Source organism: Desulforhopalus sp. IMCC35007 (assembly GCF_005116575.1).
Lineage (GTDB): Bacteria > Desulfobacterota > Desulfobulbia > Desulfobulbales > Desulfocapsaceae > Desulforhopalus_A.
Map to the genome: position 1 here is coordinate 52,580 of NZ_SWCN01000015.1, position 14,137 is coordinate 66,716.

Below are 14,137 nucleotides of genomic sequence, written 5' to 3' on the forward strand. Positions count from 1 at the left end.
AAAAAAAGCCGCCAAACAGGTTTTAATCTGTCGTGGCGGCTAGTTATGAATGTACTTACTCAGGGAATTTCTGTCTGGGTGAAAACCTACTCGCCCAGTACTGCTGCCATCCCCTCCATAGTTGATTTTACTATTTGATCAATATCGGCCTTTGTCGCTATGAGCGCGGGGCAAAATGTCAGGGTGTTATTTAATTTGGGTAGACTTCGGTTTGTCCGACCGATGATAACGCCGTTTTTCATACAATGACCAACGATTTCTGCCAGTGTTTTCTCTGACATCGCCTCCTTTGTCCCACGGTCGACGACCAGCTCCACACCGGCAAAAAGACCAACTCCACGAATATCACCAACATTTTTATGGGAGCCGAGTTTTTCTTTGAGCTGTTCCAGGAAGTAATCCCCAACAATCCTGCTGTTCTCCACCAGGTTATCATCTTCAATGACCTTGATATTTGCCATACCGGCAGCTGCCGATCCAGCACATCCTCCGTAGGTGCTGATATCGCGGAAATAGGATGCAAGATCGGACGGGTCGTTGACAAACTCGTTGAATACTTCTTCTGTAGTAATGGTTGCAGCGAGGGGGGCATACGAGCTGGCAAGACCTTTTGCTGTGGTTACGATATCTGGAATGATACCATAATGCTGGTAGCCGAACCATTTACCGGTTCTGCCCAGACCGCAGACAACCTCGTCAATAATGAGCCAGACATCGTATTTGTCGCAAATTTCTCGAACCATCGGCATATATTCTTTTACTGGGGCGATAATGCCGCCACCAGCGGTAATCGGTTCGATGATCACTCCTCCGACGTTTTCGGGACCTTCGCGCAGAATGGTTTCTTCAACTGTCTTTGCACATTCGATCGAACAAGAACCATATTTTTTGTCGAATGGGCAGCGATAGCAGCAGCAATGTTCAAACTCGACAAAACCAGGGGTGTACGGACCATACTGCATTTTCCGTTCCTCCTGCCCACCGGCACTAAGCGCAGTTATGGTCGTACCGTGATAGTCACGGTCCCGGTAAAGGATCTTATATTTTTGGCCGTCAAATTTCAACGCCGCACGCTGGCGAACCATTTTGAAAGCCTTTTCATTGGCTTCGGATCCTGAGGGAGAGAGATACACACGACTTAAACCGTCCATTTTTTTTACTATGGATTCGGCTAATTCCACACTTGGTATAGTACCTACTGTTCCAGAAAAATAGCACATTTTCATGATCTGCTCGCTGACGGCATCGACAATGCGTTTTTCGCCATAGCCGACATTGACACTCCAGACGCCGCCTGAAAGTGCGTCAAGATACTCCTTGCCGTTTATATCCCATACCCGCATCCCTTTACCTTCAGTAATTATCAGGGGATCATTATTTTTAAAGTTGGCATGCTGGGTGATATGATGCCACAAATGGGCCTTGTCTTTTTCAACCAATTTTCCAATTTGAGTCGTCATTTCATATCCTTGATGTTAGGGGAAATTGAGGAAAGAGTTGTCAATTATTGCTGGGAAAGGAGAATTTGGCTCCTTCCCTGATTTGCGACGAAGGCCACCTCTGGGTAATGGTTTTGCGTCGGGTCCAGAAACGGACACCATCCGGCCCATACATTGACAGGTCGCCAAAAAGAGAGCGCTTCCAACCACCAAAACTCTGGTACGAAACAGGCACAGGCAGCGGTATGTTCACCCCGACCATGCCCACCTTGATATTATCAGTGAAGTAACGTGCTGACTCCCCATCGCGGGTGAAAATACAGGTTCCGTTACCGTACTCATGATCATTGATCAGGTCCATGGCCTCCTGCTGGCTCTTGACTCGCACTATGCAGAGCACCGGACCGAAAATTTCATCTTTATATATTTTCATCTCAGCTGTAACATGGTCGAACAGACAACCCGCCAGAAAGAATCCGTTCTCGTATCCTTTGATAACCGTGTCACGGCCATCGACGACAAGTATTGCCCCTTCTTCAACTCCCTTATCTACATATCCCTTCACTTTCTCAAAATGGGCCTTGTTGACCAATGGACCCATGTCGTTGTTGTTGTCGCGACCAGGCCCAACCTTCATCGTCGACAGCTCGGCTTTCAGTTTTTCCACAACGGCATCCCCTGCCTCATCCCCTACAGCTACTACTACGGGAAGCGCCATGCAACGTTCACCGCAGGAGCCATAGGCGGCACCCATAATTGCACTGACCGCATTATCCATATCGGCATCGGGCATGAGAATGGCGTGGTTTTTTGCTCCACCAAGGGCTTGGACCCGCTTGCCGTTGGCCGTAGCCGTTGTATAGATATATTCGGCAATAGGTGTTGAACCGACGAAACTTACAGCCTGAACCCGCTTGTCGTTAAGCAGGGTATCCACCGCCTCCTTGTCTCCCATCACCACATTGAGCACTCCTGCCGGCAACCCAGCTTCAAGGGCGAGTTGAGCCATGAAAAGTGATGCAGAAGGTGTTCTCTCGGAGGGTTTGAGTACAAAAGTGTTACCGCAGACTATAGCCAACGGCCACATCCAGAAAGGTACCATTGCTGGAAAATTGAAAGGAGTAATTCCGGCGACAACACCAAGAGGCTGGAACTCGCTCCAGGAATCAATGGCCGTTCCCACGTTCTTGCTATGTTCTCCTTTTAACAATTGGGGAGCACCACAGGCAAATTCCACGTTCTCGATTGCGCGGGTCAATTCTCCCATGGCGTCATGGTGCACTTTTCCATGCTCGTCCGTAATCATATTGCAGATGGTCTCACTGTGTTCCTCGAGGAGAACCTTAAGTCTGAACATGACCTGGCATCGCTTGGCAGGTGAGGTGTTTCTCCAGGCGGGAAATGCAGCATCAGCTGCAGCAATAGCCTTTTCAACCGTGGCTTTTGATGCCAGAGCGACCTGTTTAGCTACCTCGCCAGTTGCAGGGTTATAGACATCCTGCAGACGATCTCCGTTATCGGGCACGAGCTCACCATTTATTAAATGTCCGACAATACTTTTCATTTTCCCTCCACTGGGTCATGTTCTCACATGGCAATTTGCATCTGCGAATTAATTTCGAGTTCATTGATCACTATATTTCCAGGCCCTGTAATGGACTCTGATTTCACTCTAGCAGCGTTTAATAAATTAGACAACCGAAATATTCACAAGCACATCTTGGCATTTACATTTAGTGTAACGAGCCATTTGTAAGGATGTGTGCACATATATTAAACAGCACTAAGCACTTTTACTCTTATAATTGGCATAAAATGAAGAGCTAAACACAACTTGACACAGTGCTTGCCGATACCAGGACAAGCACGGCTAAAAAGAGGAAATTACAGGATTTTCGGTTTGTGAAAAGAGGAGCTTATAAGATCAGTGGGTCAGAATAAAATATTCCCTTCAGAATTGCAGAGTCCGGTGACCATAAGAGAGAATGAGCACCAAGGTGGGACCAACCCACAAGAAACAAACCTAGAGGGTTGGAGGTGAACAGGAGCTTACCATCTCTACAGTCTCCTCACCAAGATTGCGGAATCGATGGGGGATACGACTATCAAAATAGTAAGCATCACCAGCACCAAGAGTGTACACCTCACCGCCCACAGTAAGCTCCAAAATGCCGCGTAGGACGACTCCGCCCTCTTCGGACTCATGCCGCAGCATTTCCGAGCCACTGTCTGCCCCAGGGGCAATGCGTTCGTGAAGAATCTGCATAGCTTTTTCTTTCAGATCTCGTCCTACCTGTCGAAATGAGAAACCAGAACTGCCAATCTCCAGAAGTTCCTCCGCTCTATAAACAATCTGATTTTTTTCATCAAAATCGATGGTGAAAAAATCAGAAAAGGAGATCGGTATAGCATCGAGTATTTTTTTGAGAGTGGCAAGCGACGGGCTGTTTCGGTTTTGCTCGATCATGGAAATAATCCCATTGGTTACTCCAGCTTTTTTGGCTAGAGACCGCTGAGAAAGCCCGTACATCTCCCTGATTGCTCGTAACCGCTGTCCTGCATCTATATCCATTGCTCTATCTCCTGCACCAACTCTTCTTGTGGTTTATTATTGTTTTGCCATATGATGGTTAAACGGGGCAATTGTTTAATATTCTACCCATGTGTTAAGAGAAGTATAGGCAATGAGCGGAGATCAGGCAATGTAAAAAGACAATATCAACTTAGTCCGTGACCGGAGCTTGTGTAATATCTACTTTTGTTGCCCGTCAATAAATACGCCTTGTTACAGACAGATGTGATGAATGAGTGGGGAGTTAATCTTGAAAAAATCACTGTCTACTATTTTGATCATCAACAAGCCTAAAATCAGGTATTCTAAGGCTTATCACCGACTGTCAGTCGTCTGTTTATGTTTTCAATAAGAATTGGAAGTTCTTTCATAGTATCGATTACATAATGAGCTCCAGCATTGTACAGGCCGGTTCGGGACTTCCCAAGACGGAAAACGTACTCCTCCGGAGAAATCCTACCTAGTTTCCATCCTGAAACCATAAGAGTCAGAAATCACACATGAAAGTCGTTAAAAACGTCGATATTTTTGTAAACTGTTGTAAGATGCATATAGCAACCTACTGAAATGGTTCAAATAGTTCATAGGGGGAAAATGTCAATATGCGCAAAAAACGGAATCCACAAAGGACAATCTTCGAAGTCCTCGGTAAAAATCCTGGACCAAAAGAACTTGAACAGATGTCCATTATTCTTGAGGCCAATCCTGAGATCTTAAACCTGGCTTTTGCAGATCTCACAAAAGGCCGTAGGACGGACACAGGAAGAAATGGCATGACCGCTGAACAAGTTTTACGTTGCGCTATCTTAAAGCAACTCCGCGAACTGACCTACGATGACCTGGAATATTATCTTGCTGATTCGCTCTCTTTTCGAGCTTTTGTTAAATTTAAAATGGGTCAATACCCCAGCAAATCAGTCCTGCAAAGCAATATCAAGCCCCTCAGCGAAGATACCTGGGTCGCTATCCATCATTTTATCGTTGCTTACGCCAATGATGAAAAGCTCGGGAATGGTCGGAAGATCCGGCTTGATTCAACTGTCGTTGAATCAGATATCCACTCGCCGAGCGATTCAACTCTACTCTGGGATGGCGTTCGAGTCATCACCCGTTGGCTCTTCGAGGAGAAAGAATTTTCGCCGAAACCACTTTATTTTTTCTCGGACCATCGCAGAGTTGTAAAGAAACGATTGTTTAAAATTCAAAACACCAAAAAGAAAACAACTCGAGACGCCGCCTACAAAGACATGTTGCTGTATGCTTCGAAGGTGTGTGGTTATGCAGAACCAGCCGCCGAAGAGCTTTTTTCTTACGAAGGGAACGTTGTTTTAGACATGTTTCGAGCCCGTAATCTTGCCGAGAAACTGGCGAGAGCCTTCAATCTTTTGAAAAAAGTTATCGATCAAACTGAGCGCCGAGTAATCCATAATGAAAAAGTACCTGCTTCGGAAAAGGTTGTCTCCTTTTTTGAAACGCATACCGATATTATTGTCAAAGGCAACCGGAAGACAGAATATGGCCTTAGCAGGTGCAGTTGGTCTGGTTGGCAAGGTTTAAAACAGTATGTATGGAGCAACATAGTATCGTATAATCTTCTTGTTCTTGCCAGATTGAAGCTGGCAACGGCTTAATCGCCGGTAACACAGATGGTATTTGAATCTCGGAGGGAAACCATTTACTTGGTAAAATTATACTTGGCCCTTTTATTAAAGACAGTTTTTCCCTGCTACAACCATTTTTATCTCTCACAAAAGCTGATGAGTGCAAAGAGGCATATAGTCGTGAAAAGCTAATTCGATTCGTCGAAACTCAATCAACAATAAACCGGTTTAAATGCTTCCGTTCCAAGCTCTCTACCAGACCCTTACCAAAGGGGTTTACATATTCTTCAAATCGTCCAAATAGTCCGCCCACCATTGCATCATTTTTCTACGCTCCGGTAAGTGCTGAGCATGGTTATATGCCGCCTTCACACTGTTCCCTTCTGCATGGGCCAGCTGACGTTCAATAACATCTGTCTGCCAACCATTTTCATGTAAAAGCGTCGATGCCATCGACCTAAACCCATGGCCCGTCAACTCATCCTTATCGTATCCCATTCTTCGTAGCGCTGCGTTAATAGTGTTATTACTCATCGGCCGACTTCCACTTCGCAGGCTCGGAAAGACGAACTTTCCGGTACCGGTAAGACCACTTATTTCAACAAGAACAGCGAGTGCCTGTTTTGAAAGGGGGACTATATGCACTTGCCGCATTTTCATTTTATCGGCAGGAATTTTCCATTGCGCTACATCCAGATCTATTTCATCCCACTCTGCATGCCGCAATTCTCCGGGACGTACAAAAACTAGTGGAGCCAACTTTAAGGCACATCTGGTTATTAAATTTCCTTCATAACCAGCTATCACCCTCATTAACCCACCAATTTTCTTTGGATCGGTGATTGTCGCCATACTTTTTGCCCGAGTCGGGGGCAGAGCACCTTTAAGATCAGCAGTCGGATCACGCTCAGCCTTTCCGGTTGCTATTGCATACCTAAAGATTTGACCACAGATCTGTTTAACACGATGGGCCGTTTCTATAGCTCCTCTGTCTTCTATCCTCCTCAATGTTTCAAGCAGCATTGGTGCAGAAATATCAAAAACTTCAGTATTCCCCAGCCAAGGGAAAATATTATTCTCAAGACGACTGATTATGGTTTGTGCATGCTTTTTCGTCCACACCGGTTTGTTTTTCACAAACCATTCGCGTGCTACAGCCTCAAAAGAATGCAAAGCCTCATTCTGGATTTTGACTTTAATTTCTTTTTTATACTCCATAGGGTCTATATCCCGAGCCAAAAGTCGCCTTAGGTCTTCATGTCTCTCTCGAACCTCTTTGAGTTTGACATCAGGGTAAATCCCAAAAGAGAAAGTTTTCCTTTTTCCACCAAATCGATAATCCCATCGAAAATATTTTCCTTGTTTATTTATCAACAGGTACAAACCTCTCCCATCAGATAATTTATAGGGCTTATCTTTGGCCTTCGCATTACGGATGGCGGTATCAGTGAGTGACATGACGGTATCCCCCTTTGACGGTATTTGACTTGACGGTATCATAGAATACCGTCAAATCTACCGTCACATACCGTCAGATGTCAATGGATTTTGTTACACCCTATAAAACAGAAAAACCCCGAAAGCCTTACTGGCTCTCGGGGTTTTGGTCTTTACTGGACTTCTTTAAACTACCAATTGGTGGAGGGAACAGCTCTCGACCGCAACCCAGTCTCCGATCGCAAACCACCACGTAACACATTGAAAACAAAGGGCTTCACATAGGAAGCCGAGTCACGCCCCAAGTTCCCGCCCGGGAAGCAACTTTTCTCTCCCGATTTCCAAGCTCCGGACGAGGATGCTGGGTTTGCAGCATAATCGGATACCAAGGGCCTCGCCACAACCCTGTCCTGTTTCTCCGTACATCCGGTTCGATTCCGAAAACCGGAATCGAACTGGCCTACCTACCCGGCAGCTCCGTGCCGCGACTCATGATCTCGATATAGCCCGCGTAGCTGAACAGGCGGTTACGCTTCTGGGCAGTCAGCTCCTTGACGATGCCGAGCTGTTCCAGGTGGCCGAGTGCCTTGTTGACCGTGGCTGGGGTGATGCCGGTCTTTTCCACCAGCGAGCCTGAGGTGGCGATGGGATGCTCCATGAGTGCCCGGTGGACCTGCAGGGTGGATGCCGCCGCTCGTCCAAGGCCGCTGATCTTGTCGCGATCCTGGTTGGACAGGTCGAGAAGCTGCTGTGCTGTCTCGACCGCCTGGGTGGCAGTGACGATCACGGCCTCGGCAAAGAAGTCGAGCCAGGCTTCCCAGTCGCCGGTCATGCGCACGTTGTTGAGCAACTCGTAGTAATACTGGCGGTGCGTCTTGAAGTAGAGGCTGAGGTAGAGCATAGGCTCCCGCAGCACCTTCTGCTCGCACAGGAGCAGCGCGATCAGCAGACGCCCTAGACGGCCGTTACCGTCCAAAAATGGGTGGATCGTCTCGAACTGCACATGGGCCAGCGCCGCCTTGAGAAGCACTTGGGTCGGCTCCGGCTGGTCATGGAGGAAGAGCTCCAGCTTGCTCATGCACTCCAGCACCTCTTCGGCAGGAGGCGGAACGAAAGCCGCGTTGCCCGGCCGGGTGCCGCCGATCCAGTTCTGGCTGCGCCGAAACTCGCCCGGGGTCTGATTGCTGCCACGTCCCTTGGTCAGCAGAACGCCATGGATCTCGCGGAACAGCCGCAGCGACAGTGGCAGCCCTTCCTCCAGCAGGCGCAGACCATGGTCGAGGGCCGCAACATAGTTGCTAACCTCCCGCACGTCATCCAGCGGGACGCCGGGCTCCTGATCCAGCTCGAACAGCAGCAGATCCGACAGGGATGACTGGGTTCCCTCGATCATGGAGGAGAGCACTGCCTCCTTGCGGACATACATGTACAGGAACAGCGAGGTGTCCGGCAGCAAGGTCGAGACGCTGTCCAGACGCCCGAGCGCCAGCAGCGCCTGGTCGAACTTGCTGCGCAGCTCCGGCGTCCAGTCGATGGGTGGACGTGGCGGTAGCGGCGCGGGCACGAAGGCCTGGGCCTTCTCACCCACCGTCGATATGGTCACGTATCTACCTTGGAGTTCTCGCTTCATCCTGCCTGCCTCGAACCTAAAATAAGGTTCGTCTTTATTTTATTTTCACAGCATATCCTAAAATAAAGAACCGGGAAGGAAAAATCAAGCGGATTTCCTGAACGGCCACTTCGATTTCCTCAGACGAGCGTTCGACGTTGCGACGCATATGCTAAAGCGGAAAAAAGTAACAACCACGGCTCCGATTTTTCGGTTGCCGGAAAGCCCCTGTTATCAAAGGGTTTCGGTCCGCTGCCCGGATTGGGCATTCTCCGGGGGCGGGAAATGCCGTTTCAACCCCGCTTCCTTTTCGGGGTCGCTTTCGGACGTGCGTTTTCTCTGTTCCACCGAAAAATCTCTCGAACTCGTCTTGAACCGTTCTTGATGCTCAACCCATTGAAAATTCGGTGTTTCGACGAGAGGCGGCTTCAGCGGAAGGTCGGAAACGCGGGAAATCCGGGTGAATAATTTTTGCGGTTTCGAGGTGAGTCCGATTTGCGTTAGCTCTCAGACCGGCAGAATCGGAGGGAACGACGACCTACCGCAAAACAGTCTCAAAGCCCGCGCTCCTCGTAACTCCTTGATAATAAACGCCGAAGTCATCTCACACAACCACTTCCCGACAACCCGACCAGAGAAACGAATTTCTCCCCTGATTTCCCGGCACCGGACGAGGGTGACGGGTTTGCAGTAAAACCGGATACCTGGCGCTGAACCGCAACAACTTCGAATCCGGTTTTCGGACGCCGGTTCGGTTCCAAAAACGGGAATCGAATTGGCCCGGGCATCACCCCTTCGGCGGATATGGATCGTTCCCGTGGCTGTCCTTGTTCTGGATCTTCCCGTCCTTGCCGTGGATGTAGAACTCGGTGCCTTGGTTCTGGCTGATCTTGCGCCCGGCATCAACGGCCTCCTGCTTCTTATCGAAGTGGCCGCTGCTACGGGTCGCACCGTCTTTCTTGACGTCCCAGCCGCCATCGGCGTTCGGGACTACATGATGTGATCCTGGTTTCTTTGACATGGTTGCCTCCTGTCTACTTGTGAAAATTTCCCGACGAGATTTGCAGTATGTACATAAGCCACGAATCGGTCCTGATGAGAATGGCCCTGAGCTGTTCATCGGTCAGCGCAGTCTCCAACTCGTGAACCCGATTGAATAGCTCGATCAGCTTCACCAGCGCCCGAGTATCGTGCATCAGGAAGTCGGTCAGCGGCTCGTTGTTCAGCTCCCGGCAGACATAAAGTACCCTGGCTCGACGAGTTGGCTTGCCGTCATGCAGCAGGTCCTTCTGATTGGACACCCCAGGAATCCACGCGGCGACGAGATCATCGGGTGCCAATCGCCTGAGCAGATGGTTCCACAACTCCCTGAGCGAGCTCAGAATGTGCCTTGCCCGGTCGGCATTGTTACCATACAGGGCATCACGAGCGCCGATGTACGGCCGAGCGAGCCCTGGATCGACCTGCTGCAGAAGAGCGATGCAGCCCGATGTTTCCAACTCAGCTTCGGCGACAAACTGAATTTCCGTTTCGGCCTCGTCCTCATCCCGTTCATCCCAGGGGCGAAGGGTTTCGAGCGCGAAGCTGGTGGTATAGATCTCGCGGGTGGCCCCAGGTAAAACGAAGGCTGGCAGCCGCGTGATGTCCGAGATCTCCCGCAGTGACTCTGCCAAATTCCCATACGAGGCTGCCACATGGGCTATCGAACTCTCCAGTCCCGAGATGACCGGCATCTCGATCTGGAAACGACCCCTTATCGCCTCGAAATCGATGCCCGCCATGAGCCGTTCCGTGGCGGCAAGCCGCAAGGATGTATCACACAGAGCGAGCTTGGCGGATGCCTGAAGCTGGGAAAGGTGCGAGAAGTCGTGCTGGATAGGTTTGATCGTATCAAGCCATGACTGATGCGCGGCCGAAAGACTCTCGGCAATGCGACTTGTCGCGGATGCCTGCTTTATCAACTCCTGCCAGTGTTGATTAGCACCGACGATTTCCTGTATCCGGGTCGCTGCTCCAGCCATTTCGAGAGCGCGGGTGATTTCCAACTGCTGACGACGGATCGGTTCCAGCGTTCGCTCCATCTGCTCTATCACACTCAGATAGGGCGCCTTGGCCAGCCTGTTAATGGCCTCCATGTCCTGATGGAGCTTGGCGAGAGCGGTTTTTGCTGTTTTGAGATCGTCCGACATCTTCAATTCAACCTGTTTCTACGGCCAACTCTGTAGCGCCCAGCCTGCCGCATCCAGGCCCGGATATCTGGCTTCTGCCACCGGTTTGAGGCGTTACCTGGATCTGCGTACTGATTCGTTCCTTCAAGGCCGGTACGTGTGAAATAACGCCGATCAGCTTGCCGTCCTGCTGCAAGCCTGCGAGGGTTTCCAACGCGGTGTCGAGGGCTTCCTCGTCCAGGGTGCCGAAGCCTTCATCCAGGAACAGCGAATCCACCCGGACATTCTTGCTGGCCATATGAGACAACCCCAGCGCCAGGGACAGGCTGACGATGAAGCTCTCGCCGCCGGAAAGGTTCTTCGTGGATCGAATCTCCCCAGCCTGATAGTTGTCGACGACGTTGAGCTCCAGGGGCTGAGCATCGTCACGAGCCAGCAAGTAGCGGTCGGTCATTTTCTGCAATTGCCGGTTGGCGTGACCAATCATCATTTCGAAGGTCAGCCCCTGGGCAAAATTGCGGTATTTCTTGCCGTCTGCCGAGCCGATCAATTCGTGCAGGTTTTCCCACCTGCGGCACTCTTTTTTCTGAGCTTCGATAGCTGTCTGCTTTTCTTTTATCCGCTCTTTTGCAGCCGCATTTTCACTCAACTTGTGTTTCAGACCGGCAATGATGTCCCGTAGCTCTTTCAGGGCCTCCTCTTGTTCCTTGAATTGGGGATCGAGCTCTTCCAGCAACTTGTCGGTGAGCTTGCGGGCCATTTCCGTGGCCAGGCGCGTTTCCCGATCCTTCTGTCTGGCCTTCAGATCCGTTTGACGCTCATCCAGATCCTTGGCCGTGGCTGTCAGCTCAGCCCGAGCTTCAGTGGGCAGTATGGCCGCCAGGAACTGTTCTTCATTTGAAAAGCCAACAGGCGCGAGCGCTGCGGAGAATTCGGTTTCAAGACCTCTCAGTTCCGGCTCTCGTAGGTCGATGCGTTTCTTCAGAGATTCGACATGGGCCTTCGCGGTATTCCATTTTTGTTGGAGCTCATTGTGCCGGTCTCTGGCTTGTTTTTCGGCACCTTCGGCATCCGAAATCGCCTTGTTTAACCGGCGCTCCTCATCGTCCGGATTCTTGTCGCCGTACAGTGCATTGCGCTCATCACTTCCAGCGACGAGTTCCTTTTTCAAGGTCTCCAGGCGTTCCAGCTTTTCGGTCAGGGCAGTGCTTTGAGTTTCGATAACCGCATCCAGCCGCTTCACCTCGCTGTCGATGTCGGAAATTTGTTTTTCGATGTCCGCCTTTTTCTTGACCTGGGCCTGCCACGCCTTCAGCCGCGCCTTGAGGGTTTCGATCAGTGATGAAATGTCGGTTTCAGGGATGTCCGCAATACCAAGCGGCTGGAGCTTGGTAGTAACAGCCTGTCTACGTTCGGCAAAATCGGCACGGAGTTTCACCAGGCCGTCCTTCACCTCGGCCAGGGCTTTCTCGGCAGCCTTCTTGTCATTAGCCGCTGCTGACTCCAGCTTTTCAGCCTCCGTCAGGTTCTTGCGGGCAAGGCTTTCTGCTTCTTCGAGTTTCTTGATGGCGGCTTCCTGATCCTCGGCTTTGCAAATCAGTCTGGTCAGTGCGTCGATCTTTTGTTCGGTTTCATCGGGGGCGGGTACATTCCCTTCCGCGAAGGGGTGTTCGGTCGCGCCACAGAGTGGACAAGGCTTGCCGTCTTCCAGTTTTGCCCGATGATCTTCAAGCTCCGCAATTTTCGTCAGGAAGGCCATTTCTCGCAGCAGAGTTTCCTTCTCGGTGCGATATTCCCGCAACAAGCGGTCCCCCAGTAGCTGGCTCAAAGCATCCTTCGCCTGCTGAAACTGTTTTGAGGCGTCCTCCAACTCCTGCTTCCGGATGCCGGATTGCTTCTGACCGTCCTCGAGTGATTTTGCCGCCAGTTCCAGAGCCGTCGTGGCCGTTTCTTGAGCGGCCTCCTTTTGAACGATTTCATTTTGTTTGGAGAGCAGGCCGCCGATCTGTTCTTCAACGCCAGCCAGACCGCCGATCAGCCATTCATCTTGTGCATTCTCCTTGAGGTAGCCGCCTACAAGCTCCAGCGTCTCATGGGCCGTAGATCGCTTTACCTGCTCATCAAGCCGGACTTTTTTGTCAGCGTCAATCTTGGCCGCATCCTTCTTGCAGCCCTCATCACCTTCCGAAACAGCTTTTTTCTGATCGGCAAGTTTCTGATCCAGGGAGCGAACCTTCTGCAATGTAGGCGTGGCCGCTTTCAGCTCTTCTTTTGCCCGAGCGGTTTGTTGCTCAGCCGATTTCAGTACTTCGGCCTGTTCCTTGGCGGAGGATTCCAGTCCAGGAAGAGCCTCTTCCTCAGCTTTCAAGCCTGCTCTATCATCCGCCTGTTGTTTGCGGGTGGCGGTGAGCGTTGCGTATGCGCCGTCCAGTGAGGCGGCGCTCAAAGCTCGGTCCAGCTTTTCACGGTCCGGTTTGAATGCCTCGATATCGCCCTGCAGCTTGCTCGCTTCATCGGCCAGGTTGATGATTTCCTTCTTCAGCCCATCGATGGTAGTGAGCCAGGCAATGGCCTTCCCGGTGTCAGCGGATTTGGCGGCAAGGTCTGTCTCTTCCTTCTGCTTTGTCTCGAGTGCCTGCCCGATCTCTTGTTCCTGCTCCGGGTCAAGAATCACGATACCTGCCGTTTCAGCCTGGAGCAGGTTCAGTTTTTCCCGCTCCTCACGTTGGCGCTCATGGACACGGATGGATATCTGGCTGTAGATCTCTGTGCCCGTTATCTGCTCCAGAATCGGAGCACGATCATCCGGTGCCGCCTGAAGGAACGCGGCAAAGCCGCCCTGGGCCAGCAACATGGATCGGGTGAAACGATCAAAGTCCATGCCGGTAGCCGACTCGATCTGGTCGGCTACACCTCTGATCTTGGATTCAAAGATTTCGCCGGAATCGGCATTGGCAATTTCGTGTTTCGGGGCCTGGAGTTCGCCATCCGGCTTCTTGCGTGCCCGGTGTTGGCTCCAGTGACAGCGGTAACGCCCGGTCTGGGTTTCGAAGGTCACCTCGGCAAAACATTCGCCGGTCTGGCGGGACATGATTTCGTTTCCGCTCTTGGTGACCTTGTTCAGGCGAGGCGTCCGCCCATAAAGGGCGAGGCATATAGCATCGAGGATGGTGGTCTTCCCCGCGCCGGTGGGGCCGGTGATGGCGAAGATGCCGTCAGACGCGAAGGCCGGATGCATCAGGTCGATTTGCCATTCGCCGACCAGTGAGTTCAGATTCTTGAAGCGTACCTGCAGGATTCTCATCGACAGC

General features: G+C 51.0%; 9 protein-coding genes. 1 reads left to right on the forward strand and 8 read right to left on the reverse strand.

The window, feature by feature from the left end; genetic code table 11:
• Positions 1-86 precede the first annotated feature (86 nt).
• From FCL48_RS15700 to FCL48_RS15710, 3 genes are all read right to left on the reverse strand, one after another.
• Complete coding sequence (locus FCL48_RS15700) at positions 87-1,460, reverse strand: aspartate aminotransferase family protein (RefSeq protein ID WP_136873344.1); 1,374 nt, start codon at positions 1,458-1,460, stop codon at positions 87-89.
• A gap of 40 nt (positions 1,461-1,500) precedes the next feature.
• Positions 1,501-3,003: a CoA-acylating methylmalonate-semialdehyde dehydrogenase gene (locus tag FCL48_RS15705; RefSeq protein WP_136873346.1), complete on the reverse strand. Its 1,503-nt coding sequence runs from the start codon at positions 3,001-3,003 to the stop codon at positions 1,501-1,503.
• Between the two features lie 459 nt (positions 3,004-3,462).
• Positions 3,463-4,011, reverse strand: coding sequence for a cupin domain-containing protein (locus FCL48_RS15710; protein ID WP_136873348.1), 549 nt, complete (start codon positions 4,009-4,011; stop codon positions 3,463-3,465).
• Positions 4,012-4,613: 602 nt separating this feature from the next.
• Here FCL48_RS15710 and FCL48_RS15715 point away from each other — a divergent pair.
• Positions 4,614-5,642 (forward strand): transposase, encoded by a 1,029-nt coding sequence (locus FCL48_RS15715; protein ID WP_136873350.1) that lies wholly within the window; start codon positions 4,614-4,616, stop codon positions 5,640-5,642.
• 246 nt (positions 5,643-5,888) lie between these two features.
• Here FCL48_RS15715 and FCL48_RS15720 read toward each other — a convergent pair whose 3' ends face one another.
• The 5 genes from FCL48_RS15720 to FCL48_RS15740 form a co-directional block, all read right to left on the reverse strand.
• The gene (locus FCL48_RS15720; RefSeq protein WP_136873352.1) at positions 5,889-7,070 is read right to left on the reverse strand and encodes a tyrosine-type recombinase/integrase; all 1,182 of its coding nucleotides are present in this window, start codon (positions 7,068-7,070) and stop codon (positions 5,889-5,891) included.
• 439 nt (positions 7,071-7,509) lie between these two features.
• Positions 7,510-8,679: a Fic family protein gene (locus tag FCL48_RS15725; protein ID WP_136873354.1), complete on the reverse strand. Its 1,170-nt coding sequence runs from the start codon at positions 8,677-8,679 to the stop codon at positions 7,510-7,512.
• Between the two features lie 766 nt (positions 8,680-9,445).
• Positions 9,446-9,679 carry a DUF2188 domain-containing protein gene (locus FCL48_RS15730; RefSeq protein WP_136873356.1) on the reverse strand — a complete coding sequence of 78 codons (234 nt, stop codon included), beginning with the start codon at positions 9,677-9,679 and terminating at the stop codon, positions 9,446-9,448.
• Between the two features lie 13 nt (positions 9,680-9,692).
• On the reverse strand, positions 9,693-10,847 hold the full coding sequence (locus tag FCL48_RS15735; protein WP_136873358.1) for a hypothetical protein: 1,155 nt from the start codon (positions 10,845-10,847) through the stop codon (positions 9,693-9,695).
• Between the two features lie 7 nt (positions 10,848-10,854).
• Positions 10,855-14,130 carry an AAA family ATPase gene (locus tag FCL48_RS15740; RefSeq protein WP_136873360.1) on the reverse strand — a complete coding sequence of 1,092 codons (3,276 nt, stop codon included), beginning with the start codon at positions 14,128-14,130 and terminating at the stop codon, positions 10,855-10,857.
• Between the last annotated feature and the right edge of the window lie 7 nt (positions 14,131-14,137).